Below are 24973 nucleotides of genomic sequence, written 5' to 3'. Positions count from 1 at the left end.
TGATTCCCCTGCGGTGCTCGGCTCGCTACAAGGCGGACTCAACAGCCGCGAGCACGCATGACCACTCCTGTCGGCCTGAGCCGAGCGTGGGCTCGGCTCTACATTGGCCGCGCACGCAGGAAACCGTCGAGAGCCTGCGGGTGGGTCCGGGCAGGACCGTCCGCGGCATGGATGCCGCGGCCGAGCTTACAGGGATGTACTTGCAGCGTGTCCCGCCACCCCACCTCGGCCCGGCCCGGCCCAGTACGTAGCACCAACGAGCCGACCAACCCGCCGTTGCTGTTGCTGTTGCTGTTGATTTCACAGCAGTCGCGGCCGCAGGCCGCGCGGAAACCTCACAGATGCCGCAGTTCCTGCTTCAGCGTCGCCACGCAGCGGCGGCTGACTTCCAGCGGTTGCTTGCCATGGCGCAGCATCGCCTGCACCTGGCCGCCCGTGCCACGACGCAGCTCCACCAGCTCATGGCGCGCCACCAGGCAGTTGCGATGGATGCGGATGAAGCGGCTGGCGAACTCCTCTTCCAGCGACTTCAGTGACTCTTCGATCAAGTCTTCTCCACGCGCGTGGTGCACCACCACGTACTTCTCTTCGGCCTGCAGGTAGTGGATGTCGTCCAGCGGGATCAGCCGAAGGCTGCCACGCAGGCGTGCGCACAGCATGCTCCGTGCCTGTTGCCCACGATGGTCCTGCGGCTGGCCATCACGGCCGGCCAGGAACGTGCGTGCGCGTGCAATCGCCGCCGCCAGGCGTTCGGCGCGCACTGGTTTCATCAGATAGTCGATCGCCGCAGCCTCGAACGCCGACAGCGCATGCGCATCGTAGGCGGTGCAGAACACCACCGCCGGCCGGGGTTCGAAGCTGGCCAGATGACGGGCCGCTTCCAGGCCATCCAGCCCGGGCATGGCGATATCCAGCAGGACCAGGTCCGGCTGCAGCTCCGCGCACGCGTGCAGGGCCTGCTCGCCGTTACCGGCCTCGGCCACCACGACCACGCCGTCCTGCGCGGACAACAGGCTGCGCAGGCGCTCGCGCGCCAGCGGTTCGTCATCGGCGATGACTACCCTCACGATCGCTCCCTCACTGGATCGGCACTGTCACCTGGCAGGCATAGTAGCCCTCGCTCCAGCCAGCCGTCATCCGCGCGGCGCTGCCGAAACGCCAGGCCAGCCGATGGCCGATGCTGTGCTGGGCATGGCCGGCACCGCGCGCCAGGGCCAGTCCGGGCGCCTGCGGGTCGGGCGCCGGGTTGCGCACGCGGATCTGCAGCTCGTTGCCCTCGCGCACCAGCTGCAGCTCGATGGTGCCGCCCTCGGGCAGCCGCGAGATGCCATGCAGCACGGCGTTCTCCACCAGCGGCTGCAGTACCAGGCGAGGCAGGGGAAGATTCCAGGGCAGCGGCTCATCGCGCTGCCAGCGCACCTGCAGACGCTCGCCCAGGCGCAGTGATTCAATCGACAGGTAGCGCTCGGCCAGCTCGCATTCGTCACGCAGGGTGGAATCGCCCTCGCCCGCCCCCAGCGCCGCACGGAACAGATCGGACAGGTCCAGCACCGCACGCTCGGCCACCGCCGGATCGCGATGCAGCAGGCTGGCGATCAGGTTCATGCTGTTGAACAGGAAATGGGGGCGGATCCGCGCCTGCAGCGCATCGGCCTGTGCGCGTGCGTTGGCCTGCACCTGCGCGGCCCAGCGGTCACTCACGTAGAAATAGCGCAGGGCCAGCGCGGTGATCAGCGCGGTGGTGGCCGCGCTGCCCAGCGTGAAGCGCCAGAAGCTGATGCCGCGGGCGAAGTTGTCGCCCAGCACCGCGTACAGCGCATGCACGATGCCGGCGCAGATCACCGCGATCAGTGTCGCCAGTGCGATGGCCGCCACAGCCCCCAGCACCTGCGGCAGCCTCGACAGCGCCTGCCGCAGCAGGCACAGGCTGGCGGTCACCGCCAGCGCAAGCCACAACGCGAAGCCGCTGGCCGACAGCAGTTCGCCGAAGGTCCAGTGACGGCTACCGTCGGGCGCCAGCGCCAGTACCACCACCACCAGCTCGGCCAGGCCGAGCATCGCCGCCAGCCGCGGCAGGCGGCACAGTTCCGGCATCCACGGCGGGGCGCTGGCCGGTGACATGGCTCAGGCAGCGCCCAGGCGTTCCTGCAACCAGTCACCCAGCGCCTGGATTTCTTCGGCGCAGACCTGGTGGGCCATCGGATAGCTGTGCCACTCCACCTCCAGGCCCATCGCCTGCAGGGCCTGCGCGCTGTGTACGGCCACCGCCTGCGGAATCACCGGGTCGCTGCTGCCATGGGCCATGAACACCGGCACCTGCACCGCACCGTCAGCGCGCTTGGCGCTCTCGGCCTCGGGCAGGTAGGTGGACAGTGCAATCAGGCCGGCCAGTGGCGCCGTGCGTGACAGTGCGGCGGTCAGGATGATCGCGCCACCCTGCGAGAAACCGGCCAGGAAGATCTTCTCCGGAGCGATGCCGCGCTCGATCTCACGCGCGATCAGCGCATCCAGCTGCAGTACCGAGTCCTGCACGCCGGCCATGTCGGCGCGCGAGCGGAAATCCATGCCGACGATGTCGTACCAGCCGCGCATCGGCACGCCGTTGTTGATCGTGATCGGCCGCACCGGCGCATGCGGGAACACGAAGCGCAGCGCTGGCCAGTGCGGACGCACCAGCTCCGGCACGATCGGCGCGAAGTCGTGACCGTCGGCGCCAAGGCCGTGCAGCCAGATCACCGACCACTGCGGCGAGGCGCCGGTTTCCTGTTCCACCGTTTGCAGCATGATGTGGCTCCTTCAAGTTCGAGCCGCATTATGCCGCTGCCGCAGGGCGATCAGTACAGCGGCGGTTGTTCGGCCGCTTCCCGGCGCAGCTGTGCAGCGCGTACCAGCACCGGCGGCGGGATGTTCTCTTCGGGGATATCGAGCAGGCCAAGCCGATGCAGGAAGGTACCCGGCCCGCGCGATGACGTCAGCGCCACCACCGGGACCGCCAGCACCATGCCGATCACCACCGGCGCCATCCACGCGGCCAGCGACGGCGATACGGCCCAGGCCAGCACGCCCATGAAGGCACCGAATACGCCGAGGCCGCCATAGCCGCGGATCAGCGCCAGCCACGAGATACCACCGTCGTCACGCTGCTGCGCGTCCCAGCCGGAATCGCGCCCGGACAGCACTTCGGCGACGCCGCGCGACTGCACGTACATCACCACCGGCGCCATCAGCGCGGCCAGTACCGTTTCCACCAGCATCGAAACGAACGCGCGGATCGCGCCACCACAGCCACGACGGTCGACCGGCTCCAGAAGCATTGCCAGGTACCCCAGCACCTTGGGCAGCAGCAGCACGGCCATGGTGGCAGCGAACAGGCGAACCACCTGTTCTTCGTCCTGTGCGCGCCAGTAAACGCTGGGCGACAGGTGCAGCAGGGCGTTGAAATCAATGCCTTCCTGGAACAATGGAATGGCGATGCCGATCAGCATCAGCATCGCCCACATCGGCGCGGTGAAGTAATGGCCGATGCCGATCAGCATGTGCGTGCGGCTGATCCAGTGCAGGCCACGGCTGCCGACCACCTTGCCGTGTTGCAGGTTGCCCTGGCACCAGCGGCGGTCGCGCACCAGCAGGTCAGTCAGTGTCGGAGGGCCTTCCTCGTAGCTGCCACCCAGGTAGGGCACCATGTGCGCGGCCCAGCCACCACGCCTCATCAGCGCCGCTTCGACGAAGTCATGGCTGAGCACATGGCCGCCGAACGGCTTGCGTCCTGGTAGCGCTGGCAGGCCGGCGTGGTCTGCGAAGGCGCGGGTGCGGATGATGGCATTGTGGCCCCAATAGTTGCTCTCGGCGCCATGCCACCAGGCCACGCCACGCGCAATCACCGGCCCGTACACGCGGCCACCGAACTGCTGCATGCGCGCGAACAGGGTACGGCCACCGATCACCGACGGCAGGGTCTGGATCAGGCCGACGTCGGCGTTGTGTTCCATGCCGGCCACCAGGCGCACGATGCTGTCGCCGGTCATCAGGCTGTCGGCGTCCAGGATCAGCATCTGCGGGTAGGCGCCGCCGAAGCGGCGCACCCAGTCGGCGATGTTGCCGGCCTTGCGCCCGCTGTTGTCGCCACGGCGGCGGTAGAACAGCCGCACCCGGCCATCAGGTACACGCTCGCGCAGTTCGGCAAACACCTGTTCCTCGGCACCGGCGATGTCCTCGCGGCGGGTGTCGCTGAGCACGAAGAAGTCGAAGCGGTCGAGCTGGCCGGTGGCCGCCACCGACTCGTAGATCGCCTGCAGGCCCGCCAGCAGGCGGCGCGGGTCTTCGTTGTAGGTTGGCATCAGCAGCGCGGTGCGGCTGTGTACCGTAGGCAGCGGCTTGTCCGGATCGATGCCCAGCCGGTAACCCCGGTCGAACACCGCCGTCAGGAAGCCGGCCACGGCACTGGCGAACGACAGCGCAATCCAGGCGAACAGGCCGACGAACAGCACCAGCAGGCAGGCTTCAAGCACGCTGATGCCGTTGGCCGACAGCACCCGCCACATCATCCGGGTAGCGATGGCGGTCATCGCCAGCGTGCCGCCGAAGATGTAAAACCGGCGCAGGCCGATCAGCCGCGGCGAGGTGCGGTGGCGTCGAACCTTCAGATGGCCCTCGCGCAGGGTCTGCTCGGGCATCTGCAACGGCGATTCCACCGGCAGCAGCGCCCAGCCGGCATCAAGCCGGGGCGTATCCGCTTCCGCATGGATGGTCTGCACCCCCATTGCCGCCTACTCCGCGCGGTCGGCACGGCCGGCCATCCCGGCCGGGCTGCATGCACCAAGGTTCCCGGCGCGCTTTCCCGGCGCCCGCACTTGTCCTGGCTGCGTCGGCCTCACGCCGCGCAGTCGCTGTCTGTCACTACCGGAACCCACACGATCTCCAACAGGGCGGAATCGAAAATGCGGCCCAGTCTAGGGCGCCGGATGTAAGCCGGGTGCGAAGGCCTACGCCGGGATTTATCCCCATTCAGCAAACAGCAGGCGAGTCTGGCAGCCAGGTATCAGATGTCACCTCGTCGCCTCCTGTGCTGGATCGTAACAAATGCGAACGGTTATCATTTCATGAACCAGGCAGGTTGCCGTCGTCCGCACGGTCAAAACCCACCCAGCTGCGCCGGTTCCAGCCCCGGCGCCGTACGACCCATGGAAGGGAGCTGCCCGCTGTCTGCGTGCGCCTGCTGCCTCCATCGGGTCTCCCTCCTCCGATGGAAGCCATCATGCCCCTGTCCCGTTCCCGTCCCGCGCGCCCGCCGCGCACCCGCTTGGCCAGCGCCCTGGCCGCCGCCTGCCTGCTTGGCCTGCCCGGCATGGCTGCCGCAGAGGCCAGCGCCGATGCCTCCACCACGAATCTGGATACCGTGGTGGTTACCGCCTCGGGCAACCAGCAATGGATCAAGGATGCCCCGGCCAGCATCAGCGTAATCAGCCGTGAGGAAATCGAACGTCAGCCGGTGCACGACCTGGCCACCCTGCTCAGCCGTGTGCCGGGCGTGACCGGTGGCCTCAGCGCGGTCGGCGAGCAGTCCAAGATCAAGCTGCGCGGCATGCCGTCGAACTACACGCTGGTGCTGGTGGACGGCAAGCGCATGGGCAGCTCGGCGTCGACCAACTACCGCCCCGACCTCGGCCGTCAGGATCTGAACTGGATCTCGCCGGAGCAGATCGAACGCATCGAAGTGGTGCGCGGGCCGATGTCGTCGCTGTATGGCTCCGATGCCATGGGCGGGGTGATCAACATCATCACCAAGGGCATCGGTGATGACTGGAGCGGCAGCGCCACCCACAGCTACACCCGCCCCGCTGACGGCAAGCGCGGCGATACCCAGCAGATCGGCGCAACGTTCTCCGGCCCGCTCGGCGAGCGCTTTGGCCTGCGCATCGGCGCCAACAGCATGCGCCGCGATTCGGACCGCTCCAACGGCGGTGTCTACGGCAATGCCTATGCGGGCGAGAAGGACCGCAATGTCGACGCGCTGCTGCAGTGGAACCTGAGCGACGCACAGGCGCTGTCGCTGGAAGCCGGCCATGGCGTGCAGCAGGCCTTCATCGATGCGTCGCTGGAAAAGCAGGATGAAAGCGCGTGGGGTGCCAGTGAGCTCAAGCGCAGCTCGCTGGCGCTCAACCACGATGGCAAGTGGAGCTTCGGCAATTCGAAGATCAGTGCGTACTGGACCGAGTACAGGAACAACATCGGTGCTACCGGCCGTTCCGAAGCAACAGATACGATCATCGAGGGCAACCTGACCACGCCGTTCACCCTCGGCGTTGAACACCAGTTTGCCGTGGGCGGCCAGTGGAAGCGCCAGGAACTGACCAACACCGATACCATCGGCCGCGCGCCGATCGACTATGCCGGCAATGCCGTCAGCGGTTCCGATCTGGAAGTGGATACCTGGGCCCTGTTCGTAGAAGACGAACTGAAGCTGCACCGCACCCTGGCACTGACCCTGGGCGCGCGCCTGGACCACCATGAGAAGTTCGGTGGCCACGTCAGCCCGCGCGCCTACGTGGTCTGGCATCCGGCCGAGCAATGGACCATCCGCGGTGGCGTTTCCAAGGGCTTCCGCGCGCCCAGCCTGACCGAGAACTCGCCCAGCGCCGCCACCCAGTCCGGGGGCCGTGGCTGCACCTCGCTGATCCCGCTGGGCTATACCCGCGGCGGCTGCTACATGGCCGGAAACCCGGACCTGGACCCGGAAACCAGCACCAACCGCGAGATCGGCATCAGCTTTGACAACGACCTGGTCGATGCCGGCCTGACCTACTTCCACACCGACTTCAGGAACAAGATCGAGTACGCACCGCTGGGCAGGTTCAACGGCATCTGGTGGACACGGATGAGCAACGTGCAGCGCGCACGCACCAGCGGCATGGAAGGCAACCTCAATTTCCGCTTCGGCGAGCACTGGCGCTGGCGCACCTCGGCAACCTGGATGAAGGAAGCCAGGAACCTGACTACCGGCCGCAACCTGATCGATACGCCGGAATTCTCCGGCTATTCGTCGCTGGACTGGACGCCCAACACGGTGTTTTCCAGCAGCCTGTCGGCGCAGTACACCGGCAGGCAGACCGGCACGGCGACGACCTTCCTCAAGGCCTACACGCTGTATGACCTGACCGCAGCGCTTAACGTCAACGAGGTGCTGACCCTGCGCGGTGGCATCAGCAACCTGGCCGACAAGACGCTGTATGCCGAAGGCTCCACCGACTACTTCGTCGCTGGGCGCAGCTACTTCCTCAGCATGACCGCACGGTTCTGAGCCCCGCGCGCGCCGTGATCGCGCTGGCGTGATGCCAGCGCGATCAACGGTGGCGGATTACTCGCTTTCCAGCGCGGCCGGCGCCGCGTCCCGCGTGGCGGCCGTGCGCGCACGGTCCATCGCCACCGCCAGTTGCTGGCGCGCGAGCAGTTGTTGTGCCTGCACCACTTCAGGTGTCGGCAGGAGCACCGGCCCCGGTGCGTTTTCCGGTGTAGCAGCTGTGGTCATGCAACCTCCATGGACATCCCGCCGCCGCCGGGGTCAACCGCGGCGGCAGCGGAACTGCGCACCCTAACCTAAAAACAAGGCGGGCGGGTGACGGTGCGGCGCCGGGCCGCAGCCGTCGGAACAAGGCAGGCGTCACATTTTTGACGGCAGCGCTTGGATCCTGAATAGGACTTGTCCTATCATGAAAACGTTTTCTCACAGGGATGTTTCCCCAATGAATACCACTGACCTGTCCCAGTTCAGCCCGAAGTGGCAGTTCCGCTTCAACTTCTTCCGCCAGCACGGCGCCCCCAAGAACCCCGGCTTCAAGCAGGCCTGGAAGGCGCTGTCCTTTGGTGACCGCCTGAAGATCAACCTGAACTTCTTCGCGCTGTTCTTCGGCGCCATCTACCTGCTGATCCTTGGCATGTGGCGCAAGGCACTGGTGGTGATCGGCATCAACATCGTACTGGCCATCATCACCATGTTCCTTCCCGACGTTGTCGGGCGCATGCTGTTCATCGCCATGAACCTGCTGGTCGCCTCCAGCACCAACTACAGCTACTACCTGGAGAAGGTGGAAGGGCGCACCAGCTGGAACCCGTTTGAAGGCATGTTCTGAGCCATCAGACCTGCGCAGGGATGCGCGGCAAGGATGCAAGCGACGCCCGGCCCCCGCCGGGCGTCTTCGTTTTCTGGCTCAGGCCGCGCGGCGTGCCGTGGCCATCGGCCCGGCCTGCAGGCGGAAGCGCGACACCGCCACCGCCAGCTGCTCGGCCTGCTCCTCCATCGAGCGGGCTGCTGCACTGGCTTCCTCCACCAGTGCAGCATTCTGCTGGGTGGTTTCGTCCATCTGCACCACGGTCTGGTTGACCTGCTCGATGCCGGCCGACTGTTCGCGCGAGGCGGCCGAGATCTCGGCCATGATCTCATTGACGCGGCCGACCTGACCGACGATGTCCTGCATGGTGCGTCCGGCACCGTGGACCAGCTGCGCACCGGCTCCGACCTGTGCCACCGAAGCGTCGATCAGCTCCTTGATCTCCTTGGCGGCACCCGCTGAGCGCTGCGCCAGCGCACGGACTTCGCTGGCGACCACGGCGAAGCCACGGCCCTGCTCGCCGGCGCGCGCGGCTTCCACCGCCGCGTTCAATGCCAGGATGTTGGTCTGGAACGCAATGCCATCGATCACCGAGATGATCTCGGCGATGCGCTGCGACGAGGCTTCGATCTGCTGCATCGTCTGCACCACCTGGCTGACCACCTCGCCCCCTTCGCTGGCCACGCCCGCTGCGGAACCGGCCAGCATGTTGGCCTGCAGCGCGTGGTCGGCGTTCTGGCGCACGGTGGAGGTCAGTTCCTCCATCGACGCGGCGGTTTCTTCCAGGTTGGCGGCCTGCTGTTCGGTGCGGCGCGACAGGTCGCTGTTGCCGGCCGCGATCTCGCCAGCGGCCAGGCGGATGCTGGCCGCCGACTGCTGGATCTGTCCGACGATCTGAGTCAGCTGCTGCACGGTGCTGTTGGCATCGTCGCGCATCACCGCGAACACCCCGTGGAACTCACCCTGCATGCGCGCAGTGAGGTCGCCGGCGGCGATCGCGCGCAGCAGCGTAGACAGTGCAGCCAGGTTGTGGTCGCTGACCTGCATCATTGTGTTCAAGGTCTCCACCATGCGGCGGAAATCATGCTCGAAGCGCAGCGCATCACCGCGCACGGCGAAATCACCGGCAGCGGCGGCGGCGGCCAGCTGCTGGATCTGCTCGTTGATCGCAGCCAGGTTGCCCTTGGTGGTTGCCATCGCGGCGGTGAATGCCGCCTTCTCGCCCGGCAGCGCTTCCATGTCCACGCTGAGGTCGCCCACGGCGTAGCGCTGCATCACCTCGACCAGGCGCTGGGTGACCGCATTGCTGGAGGCCACCAGCTGGTTGCTGTCGGCCACCATGCGGCCGTACTCGCCCGGGAACGCCGCAGCATCCATGCGGTAGCTGAGTTCCCCGGCATCGTGGCGGCGCGCCATTTCGGCCTGCGCAGCCATCACTGACTGCAACTGCCCACGCATGCCCTGCATCGCGTCCAGCAGGCGCCCCACTTCGTCGTTGCTGCGCGCCGGCAGCGTGCTGTCCAGCTTGCCGGCCGCGACGTCACCGGCCACGCGCACGGCTTCAGCCAGCGGACGGATCGCCAGGCGGCGCAGCAGCACATACACGCCGGCGCTGAGGGTCAGCGCGGCGACCACGCCGACCAGCAGGGTCAGCCACAGCAGCTGGCGTGCCTCAGCCACGATCACCGCGTGCGGCATCACCACGCCCAGGGCAAAACGCTGCGGCGCATCGCCGACCCGCAGCGGTACATACACCCGCACATTGCCGGCCGCATCCGGAGTGAAGGCCTCGAACGGACGGTCGGCGGCAATGTCGGCCAGCATGCTGCGGGTCTGCGCGTCGCTGCGCGGCTTGCCGATCTCGGCGGCATTGGCCGAGGCCAGCACCACACCCTTCGGCGACAGCAGTTCGACACGACCGGCCCCCATCGGCTTCAGCGTGGCCAGGTGCTTCTGCAACGCCGCCAGCGAGAAGTCCACGGTGAACACGCCCAGGAATCTGCCGTTCTCGATGATCGGCGTGCTCAGGGTGCTCATGAGCACTTTCTGGCCGGCGATGTCATAGGCGTAGGGTTCGCTGACCTTGGGCAGCTTGTCGCGGCTGGGCCCCATGTACCAGTCGCCCGATCCGCTGGCGGTCTCGGTGTAATCGGTCATCACCGACTGCTGCGGCTTGCCGTCCTGCCAGGCCCAGTAGCTCATGTAACGGCCGGTGGCATCGTGTGCTTCGGTATTGACGAACTCCGCATCCTTGCCGTCGAAGGCATCGGCCTCCCACATGGTGCTCTTGCCGAGCCATTGCGGATGAGCACGCAGCTGTTCGCCGAGCACCGCCGCCAGGCTGGCGCGGTCGGGCACGTCGCCACGGGCACGCTGGGCCAGCACGCTTTCAACCATGGCATCGTTGCTGGCAAAGGCGGTGCCCAGGTCAGCCGCCACCTGGCGCGCCTCGGCGTTGGCCTCGCTGGTCATGGTCTGGCGCGAGGCGCTGATCAGACTGGCGCTGGCCTGCCGGTAGATCAGGAACGCGGTCAGGCCGAAGCACAGCAGCGCGATCACAGCGGTGCCCAGCATCAGCTTGTGGGCGATGCTGCCCGGGCGTTGGGCAGTGGCGGAGCGGGAAGAAGGCATGGGAGGGTCCGCAAGGCAATTCAGGACGACCGGCGTCACGAGGACACCGCGCAGGCGCGCGATCCGTCGCGCAGGCCACCGGCCGCCGGGCCGCGCCCGGTGCACGAGGCACACCGGGTTTAGCGGCCGGCCGCCATCGAGATTGAGGCCAGCGGCCTGCACATTCCTGAACCTGCTCAGGGTGGGCTCGGTGCCCCGCCCCCTGCGAACATCTCATTCGGCGACCCGATCCTTGATCCACTCCGCCCTTGGCAGCACCTCGATGCTGCCGGCGGCGTACTGCTGCAGCACGTCGTCCGGGCCGAAGCGCGGCTGCCAGCCCAGCACGCTGCGCAGGCGGGCACTGTCGTAGACGCGATCGATGCTCAACGGCAGCGGCCAGCCCCGTCGTTCGAACTCGGCCAGCAGCTGTGGCGCGCGGCGTGCCAGCACGCTGCGCGGGTGGGTGGCCAGCTCCAGGCAATCCTCACGCCGGAACGGCGTCGGAGCGCACGCGATGTAACGCGCGAAAGCGGCGCCTTCGTCCAGCAGCAGTGCAGCATGCGCGCTGGCTACATCACGTGCGTCGATACCGCGGTGCAGGCGGAACATCGCCATGCGTTCGGGCGGCTCGGGGAAGCAGCGGGCCATGCGCAGCACGCGCACGCTGAAGGCCGGCGCCGCAGCGGCTTCGGCCAGTGCTTCGGCCTGCAGCTTGGTGCGGTGGTAGATCGTGCGCGGCAACGGCTCGGTGTCTTCATCGATCCAACGGCAGCCACCGGCGACCACGGCGTGGCCGTACAGCGCGGTTGTACTGGTCAGCACGAATCGCCGCGCCCCGGCTTCGCGTGCGGCCTGCAGCAGGTGCGCGGTCGCCTCCACGTTGATCTGGTGGAACACCCCGTCCGGCACCAGGCCGACATGGGGTGCGTGCAGGGCGGCGGTATGGATCACGGCGTCAACGCCCTGCACGGCCCGTGCGACAGCCTGGTGATCGGTGACATCGGCAATGATGCGGGTGGTGGCGAATGGGCTGCGATCCAGCCCCACCACTTCGTGGGAGGCCGCCAATGCACCGAAGATCGCGCGCCCGATCCGCCCGGAACTGCCGGTCAGCAGAATCTTCATTGAGTCCATTCACTCGAAGCGCCCGGGAACTACCGGGATGCTTCGATTCTAGGCACGCTGCATGTCGTCTGCGATAGGGCGCAATTGCAATTGTGCGTTCATTCCCGCGAGGCCGATCGGGCCAGCAGCTGCCGCGCGACGAACAGCGGATCGTCACCGCCTGCCGCGTCGGGCGTGACACCGGTGCGTTCCCAGTTGGTTCCGGTATGTAGATTGATCGGCTGCCGATCGGGAATGCTGATCTGATAGCCATCCGGCAGCAGCACAGGATCATCGACCATGTGTGCAGCGCCGCCGCTGCGCGTGCCGACAATGCGTGCACGGCCCAGCGCCTGCAGCGAGTAGGCGACGAACTCGGCAGCCGACGCGGTGCGGCGATCGATCAGCACGACCAGCGGCTTCAGGTAAGTGGGCAGGCTTGCCGGCGGCAGTGGTACCAGCGTGCGCCGCCCGCGCTGGTCCAACTGCTGCACCGCGTCGATCTTCGCGTCCAACAGCGTGCGCACCAGCAGGTCGGCACTGCCGTCATCCCCGCCGCCGTTCTGGCGCAGATCCAGCACCAGGCCATCGGTGTCGGCCAGCAGCTCGAGGGCGGCGGCGAGTTTCGGCCGGGCCAGATCCAGCGGATAGAATGTACTCAGCCGCAGGTAACCGATGTTGCCCTCCAGCACCCGTACCTCGCGCACGCCAGCGCCATTGCTGCGCGCATCCGCGCGCCATGCCATCAGCCAGTCGTCCTGGCCGGCCGTTGCGTCCACGCGCTCTACATGGAAGTGGCCATCGAACGTGTCCAGGTCCTGGTTCAGGCGTGCGCTGAAAGCCTTCGGATCCGAGCAGCTGTCCACATAGCGCTGCTGGGTGGACCAGCCGCGCACGGCTTCGGCAATGCGTGCGCCTTCGGCCGCATCCAGGTACTGCGCCTCTATCGCCGTGGCCGCTGCCTGCAGCACGGCGTCCTGCGCCGGGCAGGCGGCCGCCAGCAACGCGCCAAGCATCCACGAAACCGTCATGATCGCCTCCGTCGCCTTGATGACATATAAGTGCTTATATATCATTGTCATCATGGATCTCCAACGCGCAACTCTGGGAACGCTGCTGCGTGCCCTGCTCGACCAGCTCGACCCGGCGGTCGAGCAGGCCTACCGGGATCTGCAACTGGACTACCGGCCGCGCTACACCCCGGTGCTGCGCACGCTGATGGTGCAGGGCCCCTGCCGCATCAAGGATCTGGCACTGGCCTGCGGGCTCAGCCACTCCGCGCTCAGCCAGACGGTTTCAGCGATGGTGCACGACGGCTGGCTGCACGCTGCGGTGGGCGAGGACAGCCGCGAACGCATCCTGCAGTTGAGCCCGCACGCCCTGCAGGCATTGCCGGCGCTGCAGGCGCAGTGGCAGGCTACGGAGCTAGCGGCCCGCAGTCTCGACGCCGATCTTGGACAGTCGTTGGAACAGGTGCTGCGTGAGGCATTGAAGGTGCTGGAGCAACGACCGTTCGCGCAACGCCTGCGCGACGCCCGCCTGCGCTGATGCAGTGCGTCGGCGACACCCCGCGTGTTCGCCGGTGGTGGTGGTCCTGGCATTCGCCTGAATGGAGGACTCATCAACCACGTGCGCATGCCGGGTGAAGACCACGGCGGGGATGGCGACCTCGGCTTAGCACGCACTGACCAAGCATTGGCGCTGTCGCCGACCACGGCGCCGCCCATGCAGAAGGATACTTCCCATGACTGAGCAGAATCACCGCTCCAACCGGGGCTTCGCCTCGATGGACCAGGCCAAGCAGCGCGCGATCGCTGCCAAAGGCGGACGTGCGGCGCATGCCTCCGGCAATGCGCATGAGTTCAGCCGCGATGAGGCACGTGCGGCAGGCCGCAAGGGCGGCGAGGCGATCAGCCGTGATCGGCAGCACATGGCCGCGATCGGGCGCGAGGGTGGGCACGCGCGCCACGCCAACGCGCGCCAGCAGCAGCAGCAGCAGCAGATCGAGCATGGTGGAGAGGCTCCGCACCGCCAGCAGAAGTGATCATCACGCGGCCAGGCCGTTTCCCGTCGGCGGTGCCATCCTGCAGCCACAAGCTGGGCCAGGGTACCGGCCGATGCCATCGCCCAGCCGACGCCGACGGCCGTGCCACTGCGGTACCACGTAAGCATCCGCGGCGCGGCGTGCATTGCGCCCGGTTGCGCGATGAGCGCACGCGCGTGTCCTGCCAGCCCCTGTGATGTCGATTGCCACGCAAGGTCGGCCTGTCACGGGGTAGCAGGCGGCGTTGGAACCGTCCTGCTCAGGTGTGCACGAGGATGTTCAACAGCCGCCCGAATGGATCGCGGACAAAGAAGCGGCGCACGCCCCAGGGTTCATCGACCGGCCCATACTCCAGCGCGATGCCGGCCTTACGCATGCGCTCCAGCACCTGCTGCAGGTCGTCCACCTCGATCGACAGGTCCGGCACCGCAGTGCCGGAACCGCCTTCACTGGCAAAGCTGACCTGCGCCAGCGCACTGCCCTGCCCGCCATGGGTGACGATCCAGCCATGGTCCATCACCACGGGCATGCCAAGCAGCTCGCCATAGAAGGCAGCGGCCCGTTCCGGCTCAGCCGTGGCGATGTTGGCGACGACGCGTTTGACGGCCATGGCATGCTTCCGTTGGACAAGGCCCATCCAGACTGCCCGACCTTCCACGGAAACAGAAGAGCCCCGTCAGTGACGGGGCTCCCACACGGCTCAATCGGCGCGACTCACACGCCCATGCACAGATCGACCACGCAGGTATTGTACGCCTGCTGGCATTCCCCAGCGTCGGCCCCACTGGCCAGGCACATCTGGTAGGCCCGCCAGCAGGGCGCGTCGCAAGGCTCGACAGGGCCCGCCACCGCCACCGAACCGGTACACGCCAGCGCGAACAGCGCCGCCACGATCACTTTCCTGACAGTACGCATCACCATCACTCCCTGATAAGCCTGGTGAGCCCAGGCCGGCTCACGGTAGCGGGGGAGCCGCGAGGCAACGTGAACACCGGCGTCACGCCACCTTAACGCGTTCATAAAAATTCCTTCACACTACTGGGGGTGATTGGCGCGCTGCGGGGTTAACGGCGTTGTTGTCCGTCAACCAAGGAATGTTGTCCGATGAATCACCCGCAGCACGGCTGTTCGTCCCACTCCCGCTTCCCGCTGCACAGCCGCCTGGCGTTGGCCGTGGCCAGTTCGCTGTTGCTGGCTGCAGCGCTTCCCGCCATGGCCAGCGAGTCACTCGACGCTTGGCAGCAGCAGCGCCAACTGCAGGCGGCATGGGCGCAGCCCACGTCGATGGCGAGCGCGTCGGCCGGCGCCAACGCAGCGGCCGCAACACCCACGGCAGCAGCCAGCAGCACGTCGCTCCTCGGTAACGCAGGTGATCCGGCCAGTTGGCGCACGGAGGAATTCAACGCCGACTGGGGCCTGGCGGCGACCCACGCCGACGACGCCTATGCGCGTGGCCTGACGGGCACCGGCATCCGCCTTGGCGTGTTCGACAGTGGCACCGGCCTGGACCATCCGGAATTCGCTGGCAAGAACCATCGCAGCATCCACATCGCCGACGTGCTCGCCGATGGCACGCGCTGCACCAACACTGCACAGCTCACTGGCCCCGGTGCCTGCTTCTCAAGTGACGGCGACGACGTGCAGGTCAGCTACGTCGGGTTCAACGCAAACGTCCCGCAGAACATCCGCGATCTGATCCTGGCGGGGCCCTATGTACAGCCCGGTATCGGCTACGAAGTGCACGGCACCCATGTTGCCGGCACCATCGCTGCCAACCGTGATGGCAACGGCATGCATGGCGTGGCCTTCGGCGCCGATCTCAGTGTGGCCCGCCTGTTCTTCAACAGCGCCAGCGAATGGCAGCGTACGGCGACCGGGTATTCGGTAGTCTCGCTGGGCAGCGTCGGGCCGGATTCGTCCGCCGTGGTCGACATGTATGCGCAGATGAATGCCCAGGGCGTGCGCGCGGTCAACCACAGCTGGGGCCTGAGCAAGGAACCCGATGCGGTGCTGATGGACCGGATCTACAACGATCCCGATTATCGCGACTACCTTGCCACTTATGCAGACGGATCACGCGCCAGGGGAATGATCCAGGTCTGGGCGGCAGGCAATTCGCCGGCGCGCGGTGCTGCGGCTCCTGTATCGGCCAGCCCGATCGCCGGCATGTACGCCACCCTGCCGCGTGCCTTCGCCGACATCGAAAAATACTGGCTCAGCGTCGTCAACGTTGGACAGGATTTCACCCTCAGCCTGACCTCCAACAAGTGCGGGCTCAGCGCCAACTGGTGCCTGGCGGCCCCGGGTTCCAACATCAACTCCACGGTCTACGGCGATGACTCCGCCGTTGCGGCGTCGTTGGGCGTTGATGCCAACGGCAACCTGTCGCTCGACGTCACCCAGCGCGTGCCAACCTACAGCTACGGGCTGCTCAGCGGCACGTCGATGGCTGCACCGCACGTCACCGGTGCGCTGGGCCTGTTGTTCGAACGCTTCCCCTATCTGGACAGCGCGCAGGTCCGCGACGTGCTGCTGACCACCGCGCGTGATCTTGGCGCACCCGGCATCGACGAGATCTACGGCTGGGGACTGATGGACCTGCGCAAGGCCATCGAAGGCTACGGCTCGCTGCGCGTGGACACCAACGTGGTGATGAACCAGAAGGCCGGTGGCCTGAAGGTGTGGGAAGGCGATGCCTGGGATGACTGGACCAATGACATCGGCGGCCCCGGCAAGCTGACCAAGTCCGGCATCGGCTGGTTGCGCCTGAGCGGTGACAACAGCTTCAACGGCGCGGTACTGCAGGACGGTACGCTGGAACTGAACGGCGCCAACGCGCTTACCGCGGCGGTCGAAGTGCAGGGCGGCCAGTTCCTGCTCAACGGCAGCCTGTTCTCCACCGCACTGACCACTACCGGTGGCGTGAGTACGGTCAGCGCCAGCGCCGTGCTGAAGGACAGCAACCTGAGCGTCAACGGCGGCGTGGTGTCCTTCAACGGCACGCAGACCGGCGGCACCACCACGGTCGGTGCCAACGGCCTGCTGAAGGGTGTCGGTACGCTCGGCACCACCCAAGTCGACGGCATCATCGCGCCCGGCAATTCAATCGGCACGCTGACCATCAACGGTAACTACGTGCAGGGCGCAACCGGCGTCTATGCCGCCGAACTTGCTCCAGGCGGGCGCAGTGACCAGTTGCACGTGACCGGCACCGCCACCCTGGGCGGTACCCTGCTCGCGCTGCCGGAGCCGGGCACCTATTACCTCGGCGAGCAGTTCAATTTCATCCGCGCCGACGGCGGTCTCAACGGGCAGTTCGCGAAGACCGACTTCAGCGCGTTCTCGCCGTTCCTGCAGTTCAGCCTGGCGTACGGTGCCAACGGAGCACGCATCGACGTGGCCCGTGGTGCATCGCTGGCCAGTGCGGCCACTACGCCCAACCAGCATGCGGTTGCGGCGGCGGCCGATGGCCTGGCGATCAACCAGGGCCTGCCCAAGCCGCTGACACAGCTGTTCCCGCAGCAGGTCGGTGCCGTACTCGATGGCCTCAGCGGCGAGCTGCACGCAGCCACCTCGCTGGCGCTGGTGGAAGGCAGCCGTCATGTCCGTGACGCTGCGTTGTCACGCCGTGCCGGCGCAACCGCACCGGGATCCGATACGGGTGACGCCACCGGTGCCTGGGTGCAGGCACTGGGCGGCAACAGCAGGCTGGATGGCAACAGCAACACCGCGCGCACCGATGCCAACAGCAATGGCCTGCTGGTGGGCATCGACCGCGAGTTCGATGGCTGGCAGGTCGGCGTGCTGGCCGGTACCGGCCGCACCGACGTGAAGCAGCTGGAGCGCCGTGCCAAGTCGAAGATCGACAACACGCACGTCGGCGCCTATGCCAGCCACGCCTGGGGCGGCTTCGGCCTGCGCGGTGGCGTGGCATGGAGCAAGCACAAGGTGAAGAGCACGCGCGATGTCGGCTTCGCCGGCTTCAGTGACAGCCTGAGCGCGCGCTACAACGCGCATGCGCGCCAAGCGTTCATCGAAGCGGGCTATCGCTTCGGCAACGCGGAAGGCGGGTTGGAGCCCTACCTGCAGGTGGCTCGCGTGGAAGTGGACCTCAAGCAGATCAACGAGCGCGGTGGCGCGGCGGCGCTGCACGGCGAGGTGGACGACACCGGCACCACCACCGCTACCGCAGGGCTGCGCTTCGAAAAGGGCCTGAAGGCATCATTCCAGCAGGACAGCTGGCTGCATCTGCGCGGTGGTCTGGGCTATCGCCGCGCCTTCGGAGACCGCAGCCAGGTGGCCAACCTGGCCTTTGCCAACAGCAGCACGCCCTTTGCAGTCGAAGGCGCACCGATTGCCGAGAACGCTGTCGTGGCCGAGCTGGGCCTGTCGGCGTGGCTGACGCCGCGGCAGCAGCTGGAGCTGGGCTACAGCGGCCAGTTCGGCAGTGAAAGCCGCGACCATGGGGCCAGTGCTCGCTGGTCCATCCGCTTCTAAACACGTGTTCTCTTGACGGGTTGGGGCGGCCTTGCGGCCGCCCCTTTTTTGCCCACCCCCAGCGCTATGCGCGACGGCGCAGGGCGGCGGCACCTGCCAGGCTGGCAAGTGGCAGCAGCAACCCATAGGCCACCAGCGGCCACACGGTATCGCCGGGTAGCACAAGGATCACCAGCGTGCCGATGCCTGCCACGATAAGGCTCTGCACTGCGTAGTACAGGGCCACTGCCGCACCCGACGCATCGGCGAAATCACGCAGCGCACCGTTGGCAGCCACTGAAACCACCATCACCAGCCCCACCGCGATGCCCCACATGGGCAGCACCACGCCGATCAACGAGGGACGCCACGCGGCGGCCGACGCCATCAGCAGCGCCCCGGCCACCATCACCCACAGGCCGCGCAGGAAGGTACCGCGCACGTTCCAGCGCCCAATGCACGCGTTCGCCATCCGCGCCGTGACGATCATCACCAGTGCCACCGTCGCGAAGGCCAGGCTGAACGACAGCGGCGAGTACTGCATGCGCCCGACCAGCAACCGGGGCGCGACTGAGAAGAACACGAAGAATGTGCCCATGCCCGCGCTGAAGCCCAGCGTGTAGACCCAGAACGCGCCGCTGCCGAGGATGCGTCGTGCCGCCGGTCGCGCCCCGTCATGGCACTGCGGGCGGGTTTCGTGCCAATGCCGCACCGCGCGCAGGCCGGCGATCGTGCCCAGTACACCGAGCAGAACGAAGATCGCGCGCCAGCCGACGGCACCAGCCAGCAGTGCGCCCAGAACAGGCCCCAGCGCCGGCACGAAGGCCAGCATCGAAGCGAACAACCCATACAGCGAGGCGCCTTCGGGTGTATCGGCATAGACGTCACGGACCGTGGCGAAGGTCGCCACCAATGCCGCCGACGCTCCCACCGCCTGTACGGTTCGCCAGGCCAGAAAAGCGGCGCCGCTGCCGGACAAGGCCAGCGCAAACGACGAAAGCGCGAACAGCAACGCCCCCAGCAACAGGACCGGGCGTCGCCCGATGCGGTCGGACAATGGGCCAAACAGCAACTGGCCCAGCCCGAGCGCCAGCAGGTAACTGCTCAACGTGAGCTGCACCAGCGTCAGGGATGTCTGCAGTGCCTGCGGCATCACCGGCACCACAGGAAGATAGATGTCCATGGCCAGCGAGGCCAGGAGGTCGAACGGCGCCATCAGCACAATGGCCGACGGCAACGGGTGGGCCCAACGCAGGGCCTTTCGATTGAACATGGGGAGTCTCCGCCCGGAGTGATCCGGCGGCGATCCATCCACTTCGCGTGCATCGCAGGGATGATCACCGCAACAACGTCTGCATCGTTGTTGCGGCTCAGCGAACTGTCTGCGGACCGTTCCCGTTGCTCATGGTGTTGATCGTTGGCGGTGCGGAACCGGTGCAAGTGTAGCAGCGACCGGTTCAGGGTGGCCGGGGCAGCGGTGCCGCCCCGGCCGCGGCGACCCTGGGGAGTGGGCCGCCGCTGATCGTCAGGCCGCCTTCATCGCATGCTTGCGCGCGCGCATCACGTTGTGGCACTCCTGCACTTCGGGCAACAGCTGAGTGACTTCCTGGCGCACCGCCGGCGGCAGTTCATTATCCTTCAGCACATCCTTGAACGCGCCCAGCAGGCGATCCTCGGACTCTTCCAGCTCGGCCACGTAGCCATAGTTGGTATCTCCGAACGCGGCGCGGACCTTGCCGTAGAACTGCTGCATCGAACCCACCACGGTGCCATGCTCGGCCGGCTTGCCGCCGCTGGCAGCCACCGAACCGCTCAGCGCCGCGACGATGCGGCCCTTGACGCCGGCGATACGGGTGAACAAGGCCGACAGCTCGGCATCCTTCACCTTGGTTGCGGCCTCTTCGTAGAACGACTTGCCGTCGCGGGCGATCTCGATCAGGTCGTTGAGGCGGTGTTCGATGGTGGACTGGGTGCTCATGGCCTTGCTCCTGTATCTTCGTTTCAGGGGGAGAAAAGCAGCCTCGACTGCGCTGCCTGCGGTTCCACTGTGGACATGCTCGTGTGGTTCGCGGGTGAGCAGCGATTGATATGCACATCACTTCACCCAACCCGCACTGACTGCTTCACGCCACAGTGGCGCGTGGCTCACATCGAGCGGTGCTGGCCAGCCTCACCAGGGAACGAACAGGATGATCAGCACGATCACCACGACCGCGGCGAGCGCTCCCATCAGTACGTTTCTCTGGCGCCAACTGGGCTTCGGTTTTCCGGGGGTATTCATGCCTGCTACCTGTCTCTGCGGATGACCCCGGCAGACTGATGGATCGGCGGCGGTACGTGCGTGCAGGACGCGTGCAGGTGACGTGCAGGGCGCCGCCATCGATGTCGATTTCCGGGACGCCCGCTCGTCAGATCATCAAAGCCCTTCCCTCACCACGCGGACTGCTGCCATGACCGCCATCCTCACCGCCTTCGCCACCTCTCCCGACCGCGGCCAGGGCCTGGCCCGTGACATGCGCGTTCGCTGGGCGCTGGAAGAGCTGGACGTGCCCTATGACGTGCAGCTGCTCAGCTTTGCCGAGCTGAAGCAGCCCGCGCACCTGGCACGCAATCCGTTCGGGCAGATTCCCACCTGGCAGGAGGGCCACCAGGTCCTGTTTGAATCCGGCGCGATCGTCCTGCACCTGGCCGAACAACATTCCGGCCTGCTCCCGGTTGATCCGGATGCCCGCATGCGCGCGGTCATGTGGCTGTTTGCCGCACTGAACACGGTAGAGCCGCCGATTGTCGAGCGCTCCATGGCCTGGGTGCTGGAGCGCGAGCAGCCGTGGTACGCACAGCGGCTGCCGATGCTGGATGAGCGGGTTCGGGCGCGATTGGCGCAACTGTCAACATGGCTGGCCAACGCGCCGTGGCTGGACGGCGATTTCAGCGTGGGCGACCTGATGATGGTTTCGGTGCTGCTGCGCCTAAAGAGCAGCGGGCTGCTTGACGAGTATCCGCTGCTGGTGGCCTATGTGGCACGGGCAACGCAGCGTCCCGCCTATCAGCGCGCGTTTGCTGCGCAGCTGGCGGTATTCCAGAACGGGTAGTTCCGCGCCATGCGTGGAAATACTCAGCGCAAGCTGCGCCGGCAGGCGGCCTGCACCAGCATCAGCTGCGCCACCAGGATCAGCATCGCGCAGCCGGACAGCAGCCACGGATCGATGTACCACTGCGCGTTGAAACTGAAATCACCGGCGGAAATGCGCTTCCAGCCGTTGAAGTGCTGCATCGCTGCGACCACGAACGCGAAGCCACCGGCTGTGTACGACAACCAGGGCACGATGAGGCTCCCCGGGCGCGCGAACAGCGTGAGCAGGCCGAGCACGCCGATGACCGTGCGCTGCACGCGGCAGTACGGGCAGACATAGGCCATCCCGCTCCATTCCACCGCCCAGGCCAGCAGGCTGACCAGCACGGCCGCGCCTGCCGCGGCGTGCAGGACTTTCGGCGTGATCATCATGCCACTCTCGTGTGCCATCCCGTGCTCCTTGGTTGAAAGACCTAGGCAGGGTAGCAGTGCTGCAGCCTCATCCCTTCTTGATGACGGTCCGCTTGCCGATGGTGCTGGTCTTGCCAGCGGTCGGCCTGGCCAAGCCAGGAATCAGGAAATCGGTGACCTTGTGGCCCATCGACACCTTGGACGCCAACCAGCGCGGCATGCGCCCGCGACCGGTCCAGGTCAGGCGCTTGTATTCCGGGTCGCGATACTTGGGCGCGACTTTGCCGGATTTACGGCGGGCGGGTTTGCGGGCGGGCGCAGGTGTTTCCGAGGCTTGGCCGCCAAAGAGTTCTTCGATGGTGTATCCGGCTTCGGCGGCGGCGGCCTTCAGCATCCGGCGCACCGCACTGGCCGGACGGCGGCTGGAAATCAGCTGTTTCCGCCGTTCAGCGGCAACCACCAGGGCACCCAGCTCGCGAAGGCTGAGCGATTCAATATCGATCGTCATGCGGGAAAGGTCTACTGCAGCGCGGCAGCTGTCAAGGCGCCCTGCCCGGCGCGTAGACACGGGCTTCACCGCCGGTGGGCTCCGATCGCCTGCGTCGGCCATCTCCGAGGACCTCGACGTGAGCACTTCATCGCATTCGCTCGCCTACCTGCTTGCACGCATCCTGCTGATGGCCCTGTTCCTGGTCTCCGGGCTGGGCAAGCTCGGTGATCTCAGTGGTACCCAGGGCTACATGGAGGCAATGGGAGTTCCCGGCATCCTGCTCTGGCCGACCATCGCTTTCGAAATCGGCAGCGGCCTGTGCATCCTGCTCGGCTTCCAGACCCGGCTGGTGGCGGTCGTACTGGCAGGTTTCAGCCTGGTCACCGCTTTCATCTTCCACCACAACTTCGCCGATCAGACCCAGCAGATCATGTTCCTGAAGAACCTGGGCCTGGCCGGTGGCTTCCTGCTGCTGGCCTGCACCGGAGCCGGGCGCTACAGCATTGATGGGCGTGGGCGGCGCGGATAAGCAGGCGGCATGCCGCCATCACCCCTGGCCCACGGGCGGGACGCGCTGCAGACGCAGGTTTCGCCATGTCGGCTGGGAGCTGCGGAAATCCACCGCTTCGCCATCGCTGGTGAACAACAAGCCTGGCTCCACTTCAGTGACCAGGCGGATGCCATCGATGTACAGCCAGCCCTGTCGCTGCTCCAGCACAACGGACATCGACGGTTTTCCCCACTGGTCGATGCGATAGCGCCCCAGCCAGGGTTGCCAATGGGGCGCCTGCGGCCCGGTCGGCCCATCGATGGGATCGTTCTGGTCCAGGCCGTCCTCGCCGTTGCTGCATTCCAGGTGCGCCGGCAGCATGTCCGTCGCCGCATGGTAGCGGTACGTCGCAACTTCTCCATCGGTGTCCACGGTGAACAGTTGGTCGCCGTCGATGGCCGCAAAACGGCCGCCCACAGCTTGCGCCCCACGATGCAGTTGCAGTTCACCGCTTCCGGCAACCACGATCTTCGCCTTGCCGCTGCGCCCGATCCAGCTCCCCGCCATCCGCTGCACCTGGTCCTGGTTCAACCTGATCGGCGCCAGGGAAGACAGGGGCACACGCGGCTGACGAGGCCCGAAACGCGCCGACAACAGCTGATCGAGCAGACGCTCGCCAATGCCGTACCCCGCAGACGTCGCGCGATTGAACATCGCGGCAAATCCAGCGTTTGCCTGCCTGCAGTAGGTGAACACGCACCCGAATCCGAAGCCCCCGCCGCGGTGGTGCAGCAGCCTCACCGATGTACTGCCGTAGAGGCGTTCGCTGCGCATGACACCGAGCCCGTAGTCACCGCCCAGGCCGAAACCATGCATCTCGTCCCAAAGGTGAGGCTCGAGCAGTTGCTGCGCACCGGATCGACCGCCACCGAGCAGGAAGCCAAGATACTTCGCCATGTCGGCGGCACTGGTCCAGACGCCTCCCGACACCACCAGCGGCGTCACCGGCGGTACCTGCGCATGGCCTTCCTGGGTTCCCAGTGCCCGCCCCTTGCTTGCCAGGTAGATCGAGGCATCGGCCGTACTGTCGTGCATTCCCAGCGGCTCGAAGATCCGGCGCTGCAGCCAGGCCGGATAGCTGATGCCCGCAACCTGCTCAATGACATGACCGGCAAGGTCGAAGCCCAGGTTGGAGTAGCGATAGCGCGTACCCACTGGAAAGCGCAGCCATGTCTGCGAGATGCTGCGGACGTGCGCATCAAAGCCCGGCGACGCCGGTTCGTAGTTGTTGCCCAGTGGCGCCTCGTGCGTGAATCCCGCGCGATTGGCAAGCAGCAGGCGCAGGCTGATGCGCTCCTGTGGAGCATGCTCGAAGCGGCTGCGCACCGTGAACGACGGCAGATAGCGGGTAATGGGCACGTCCAGATCAAGGATGCCGTCCTGCACGGCCAACAGCACCGCCACCGCAGCGAAATTCTTCGAGGTGGACTGGATGCTGAACATCGTGCTGGCGTCTACGGCCGCGCTGCCCTGGCCTGATACGTGACCGAAGCCTTCAGTCCAGCGCACCTGCCCGCCTTCGACCAGGCAGACGGCAGCGGCACCGATGCCACTGCCGTCCATGGCCGAGCGGACCACGCCGCGTTCCGCGTCGATCAGGCTCCCGGTGGTGACGGTTGGCTGCGCCACCGCAGCAACGCCGGTGGCCATGAGCGTGGCCGCCGGAACGGCAGCAGCGTTGGCCAGGAAGGCGCGACGACTGAGCGTACCAGGCATCAGATCACTCCACTTCGGGATGCCGCCATCTTCCCGCCAGCAGAAATGGCGGGGCATGTGTCATTCGGCACAGAGTGCGGTGATCGACACTGCTGCACCTTCGCCGGCTGCGCAGGCCTCAGCCCGGAGAGAGCGGCAAGCGGATTCCCTGCGCCGCAACAAAGGCGCGGCACTCGATCCAATAGGCCTGTGGCGGTGCCCGGAGCTCTGGTCGTGACCAGTCGTCGGTGATGTGCAACGGGTCGCCCGGCACCGGGTCCGAAGCGCGTGAAGGACCAGAACGTAAACAAGGACTGAATACGAACCAAGGCGGACCGGGGGAGGCTGCACCACTTTTCCGTTCTCTGCGGGCGATGCAGATGTGCACAAGACGATCGAGTCCATCTCTGGG

The 24973-nt window shown here is 66.6% G+C and carries 22 protein-coding genes; 7 read left to right on the top strand and 15 right to left on the bottom strand.

What is annotated here, in order from left to right; translation table 11 throughout:
- Positions 1-335: 335 nt before the first annotated feature.
- From R5H29_RS11035 to mdoH, 4 genes are read right to left on the bottom strand one after another with little or no spacing between them, the layout of a single operon-like run.
- On the bottom strand, positions 336-1067 hold the full coding sequence (locus tag R5H29_RS11035; RefSeq protein ID WP_019660745.1) for a LytTR family DNA-binding domain-containing protein: 732 nt from the start codon (positions 1065-1067) through the stop codon (positions 336-338).
- Positions 1068-1077: 10 nt separating this feature from the next.
- Positions 1078-2121 (bottom strand): sensor histidine kinase, encoded by a 1044-nt coding sequence (locus R5H29_RS11030; RefSeq protein ID WP_019660746.1) that lies wholly within the window; start codon positions 2119-2121, stop codon positions 1078-1080.
- Between the two features lie 3 nt (positions 2122-2124).
- Positions 2125-2784, bottom strand: a complete 660-nt coding sequence (locus R5H29_RS11025; RefSeq protein ID WP_019660747.1) for an alpha/beta hydrolase — start codon at positions 2782-2784, stop codon at positions 2125-2127.
- A gap of 50 nt (positions 2785-2834) precedes the next feature.
- The gene (gene mdoH, locus R5H29_RS11020; RefSeq protein ID WP_019660748.1) at positions 2835-4760 is read right to left on the bottom strand and encodes a glucans biosynthesis glucosyltransferase MdoH; all 1926 of its coding nucleotides are present in this window, start codon (positions 4758-4760) and stop codon (positions 2835-2837) included.
- 494 nt (positions 4761-5254) lie between these two features.
- Between mdoH and R5H29_RS11015 the strand changes: the two genes are divergently transcribed.
- Positions 5255-7297: a TonB-dependent receptor domain-containing protein gene (locus tag R5H29_RS11015; RefSeq protein ID WP_332329176.1), complete on the top strand. Its 2043-nt coding sequence runs from the start codon at positions 5255-5257 to the stop codon at positions 7295-7297.
- Positions 7298-7354: 57 nt separating this feature from the next.
- On the opposite strand, the gene R5H29_RS11010 is transcribed toward R5H29_RS11015, so the two are convergent.
- On the bottom strand, positions 7355-7525 hold the full coding sequence (locus R5H29_RS11010; RefSeq protein WP_021204097.1) for a hypothetical protein: 171 nt from the start codon (positions 7523-7525) through the stop codon (positions 7355-7357).
- A gap of 214 nt (positions 7526-7739) precedes the next feature.
- On the opposite strand from R5H29_RS11010, the gene R5H29_RS11005 reads away from it, so the two are divergent.
- Positions 7740-8126, top strand: a complete 387-nt coding sequence (locus R5H29_RS11005; protein ID WP_019660750.1) for a DUF2628 domain-containing protein — start codon at positions 7740-7742, stop codon at positions 8124-8126.
- 78 nt (positions 8127-8204) lie between these two features.
- Here R5H29_RS11005 and R5H29_RS11000 read toward each other — a convergent pair whose 3' ends face one another.
- The 3 genes from R5H29_RS11000 to R5H29_RS10990 all read right to left on the bottom strand — a co-directional run bounded on the left by R5H29_RS11000 (position 8205) and on the right by R5H29_RS10990 (position 12853).
- Positions 8205-10736, bottom strand: a complete 2532-nt coding sequence (locus R5H29_RS11000) for a methyl-accepting chemotaxis protein (RefSeq protein WP_332329175.1) — start codon at positions 10734-10736, stop codon at positions 8205-8207.
- A 213-nt stretch (positions 10737-10949) separates the two neighbouring features.
- Positions 10950-11843, bottom strand: coding sequence for an NAD(P)-dependent oxidoreductase (locus tag R5H29_RS10995; RefSeq protein WP_019660752.1), 894 nt, complete (start codon positions 11841-11843; stop codon positions 10950-10952).
- 98 nt (positions 11844-11941) lie between these two features.
- Positions 11942-12853, bottom strand: coding sequence for a S41 family peptidase (locus R5H29_RS10990; protein ID WP_111098711.1), 912 nt, complete (start codon positions 12851-12853; stop codon positions 11942-11944).
- 52 nt (positions 12854-12905) lie between these two features.
- Here R5H29_RS10990 and R5H29_RS10985 point away from each other — a divergent pair, with 52 nt between their 5' ends.
- Both R5H29_RS10985 and R5H29_RS10980 read left to right on the top strand, forming a co-directional pair.
- Positions 12906-13370 carry a MarR family winged helix-turn-helix transcriptional regulator gene (locus R5H29_RS10985; protein WP_206621551.1) on the top strand — a complete coding sequence of 155 codons (465 nt, stop codon included), beginning with the start codon at positions 12906-12908 and terminating at the stop codon, positions 13368-13370.
- A gap of 196 nt (positions 13371-13566) precedes the next feature.
- The gene (locus R5H29_RS10980) at positions 13567-13866 is read left to right on the top strand and encodes a KGG domain-containing protein (protein ID WP_134730020.1); all 300 of its coding nucleotides are present in this window, start codon (positions 13567-13569) and stop codon (positions 13864-13866) included.
- 259 nt (positions 13867-14125) lie between these two features.
- On the opposite strand, the gene R5H29_RS10975 is transcribed toward R5H29_RS10980, so the two are convergent.
- Together R5H29_RS10975 and R5H29_RS10970 are read right to left on the bottom strand one after the other, a co-directional pair.
- On the bottom strand, positions 14126-14476 hold the full coding sequence (locus R5H29_RS10975) for a VOC family protein (RefSeq protein ID WP_019660756.1): 351 nt from the start codon (positions 14474-14476) through the stop codon (positions 14126-14128).
- 104 nt (positions 14477-14580) lie between these two features.
- Complete coding sequence (locus R5H29_RS10970; RefSeq protein WP_031270690.1) at positions 14581-14781, bottom strand: hypothetical protein; 201 nt, start codon at positions 14779-14781, stop codon at positions 14581-14583.
- 189 nt (positions 14782-14970) lie between these two features.
- Here R5H29_RS10970 and R5H29_RS10965 point away from each other — a divergent pair, with 189 nt between their 5' ends.
- Positions 14971-18363, top strand: coding sequence for an autotransporter domain-containing protein (locus tag R5H29_RS10965; protein WP_332329174.1), 3393 nt, complete (start codon positions 14971-14973; stop codon positions 18361-18363).
- 64 nt (positions 18364-18427) lie between these two features.
- Here the strand turns inward: R5H29_RS10965 and cml are convergent, their stop codons facing one another.
- The gene (gene cml / locus R5H29_RS10960) at positions 18428-19615 is read right to left on the bottom strand and encodes a CmlA/FloR family chloramphenicol efflux MFS transporter (protein WP_332329173.1); all 1188 of its coding nucleotides are present in this window, start codon (positions 19613-19615) and stop codon (positions 18428-18430) included.
- 252 nt (positions 19616-19867) lie between these two features.
- The gene (locus tag R5H29_RS10955) at positions 19868-20320 is read right to left on the bottom strand and encodes a PA2169 family four-helix-bundle protein (RefSeq protein WP_005419568.1); all 453 of its coding nucleotides are present in this window, start codon (positions 20318-20320) and stop codon (positions 19868-19870) included.
- Positions 20321-20792: 472 nt separating this feature from the next.
- On the opposite strand from R5H29_RS10955, the gene R5H29_RS10950 reads away from it, so the two are divergent.
- Complete coding sequence (locus R5H29_RS10950) at positions 20793-21434, top strand: glutathione S-transferase family protein (protein ID WP_058978725.1); 642 nt, start codon at positions 20793-20795, stop codon at positions 21432-21434.
- Between the two features lie 23 nt (positions 21435-21457).
- Here the strand turns inward: R5H29_RS10950 and R5H29_RS10945 are convergent, their stop codons facing one another.
- Positions 21458-21865: a hypothetical protein gene (locus tag R5H29_RS10945; RefSeq protein WP_019660761.1), complete on the bottom strand. Its 408-nt coding sequence runs from the start codon at positions 21863-21865 to the stop codon at positions 21458-21460.
- Positions 21866-21914: 49 nt separating this feature from the next.
- A complete protein-coding gene (locus tag R5H29_RS10940) occupies positions 21915-22334 on the bottom strand; it encodes an H-NS family nucleoid-associated regulatory protein (RefSeq protein WP_019660762.1) in 420 nt (139 codons plus the stop codon).
- A gap of 118 nt (positions 22335-22452) precedes the next feature.
- Here R5H29_RS10940 and R5H29_RS10935 point away from each other — a divergent pair, with 118 nt between their 5' ends.
- Positions 22453-22845 (top strand): DoxX family protein, encoded by a 393-nt coding sequence (locus tag R5H29_RS10935; RefSeq protein WP_019660763.1) that lies wholly within the window; start codon positions 22453-22455, stop codon positions 22843-22845.
- 18 nt (positions 22846-22863) lie between these two features.
- On the opposite strand, the gene R5H29_RS10930 is transcribed toward R5H29_RS10935, so the two are convergent.
- Positions 22864-24582: a serine hydrolase gene (locus R5H29_RS10930; protein WP_111098730.1), complete on the bottom strand. Its 1719-nt coding sequence runs from the start codon at positions 24580-24582 to the stop codon at positions 22864-22866.
- Positions 24583-24973: the final 391 nt, after the last annotated feature.

Origin of the sequence: Stenotrophomonas sp. A3_2, assembly GCF_036624925.1 — a bacterium.
Classification (GTDB): Bacteria; Pseudomonadota; Gammaproteobacteria; order Xanthomonadales; family Xanthomonadaceae; genus Stenotrophomonas; species Stenotrophomonas hibiscicola.
This window is presented reverse-complemented; position numbering and strand designations above follow the sequence as displayed.

Coding starts and splice junctions, on each gene's coding strand:
- R5H29_RS11030 (WP_019660746.1), bottom strand. CDS start 2,121: ATGTCACCGGCCAGCGCCCCGCCGTGGATGCCGGAACTGTGCCGCCTG.
- R5H29_RS11025 (WP_019660747.1), bottom strand. CDS start 2,784: ATGCTGCAAACGGTGGAACAGGAAACCGGCGCCTCGCCGCAGTGGTCG.
- mdoH (WP_019660748.1), bottom strand. CDS start 4,760: ATGGGGGTGCAGACCATCCATGCGGAAGCGGATACGCCCCGGCTTGAT.
- R5H29_RS11015 (WP_332329176.1), top strand. CDS start 5,255: ATGCCCCTGTCCCGTTCCCGTCCCGCGCGCCCGCCGCGCACCCGCTTG.
- R5H29_RS11010 (WP_021204097.1), bottom strand. CDS start 7,525: ATGACCACAGCTGCTACACCGGAAAACGCACCGGGGCCGGTGCTCCTG.
- R5H29_RS11005 (WP_019660750.1), top strand. CDS start 7,740: ATGAATACCACTGACCTGTCCCAGTTCAGCCCGAAGTGGCAGTTCCGC.
- R5H29_RS11000 (WP_332329175.1), bottom strand. CDS start 10,736: ATGCCTTCTTCCCGCTCCGCCACTGCCCAACGCCCGGGCAGCATCGCC.
- R5H29_RS10995 (WP_019660752.1), bottom strand. CDS start 11,843: ATGAAGATTCTGCTGACCGGCAGTTCCGGGCGGATCGGGCGCGCGATC.
- R5H29_RS10990 (WP_111098711.1), bottom strand. CDS start 12,853: ATGACGGTTTCGTGGATGCTTGGCGCGTTGCTGGCGGCCGCCTGCCCG.
- R5H29_RS10985 (WP_206621551.1), top strand. CDS start 12,906: ATGGATCTCCAACGCGCAACTCTGGGAACGCTGCTGCGTGCCCTGCTC.
- R5H29_RS10980 (WP_134730020.1), top strand. CDS start 13,567: ATGACTGAGCAGAATCACCGCTCCAACCGGGGCTTCGCCTCGATGGAC.
- R5H29_RS10975 (WP_019660756.1), bottom strand. CDS start 14,476: ATGGCCGTCAAACGCGTCGTCGCCAACATCGCCACGGCTGAGCCGGAA.
- R5H29_RS10970 (WP_031270690.1), bottom strand. CDS start 14,781: ATGCGTACTGTCAGGAAAGTGATCGTGGCGGCGCTGTTCGCGCTGGCG.
- R5H29_RS10965 (WP_332329174.1), top strand. CDS start 14,971: ATGAATCACCCGCAGCACGGCTGTTCGTCCCACTCCCGCTTCCCGCTG.
- cml (WP_332329173.1), bottom strand. CDS start 19,615: ATGTTCAATCGAAAGGCCCTGCGTTGGGCCCACCCGTTGCCGTCGGCC.
- R5H29_RS10955 (WP_005419568.1), bottom strand. CDS start 20,320: ATGAGCACCCAGTCCACCATCGAACACCGCCTCAACGACCTGATCGAG.
- R5H29_RS10950 (WP_058978725.1), top strand. CDS start 20,793: ATGACCGCCATCCTCACCGCCTTCGCCACCTCTCCCGACCGCGGCCAG.
- R5H29_RS10945 (WP_019660761.1), bottom strand. CDS start 21,865: ATGGCACACGAGAGTGGCATGATGATCACGCCGAAAGTCCTGCACGCC.
- R5H29_RS10940 (WP_019660762.1), bottom strand. CDS start 22,334: ATGACGATCGATATTGAATCGCTCAGCCTTCGCGAGCTGGGTGCCCTG.
- R5H29_RS10930 (WP_111098730.1), bottom strand. CDS start 24,582: ATGCCTGGTACGCTCAGTCGTCGCGCCTTCCTGGCCAACGCTGCTGCC.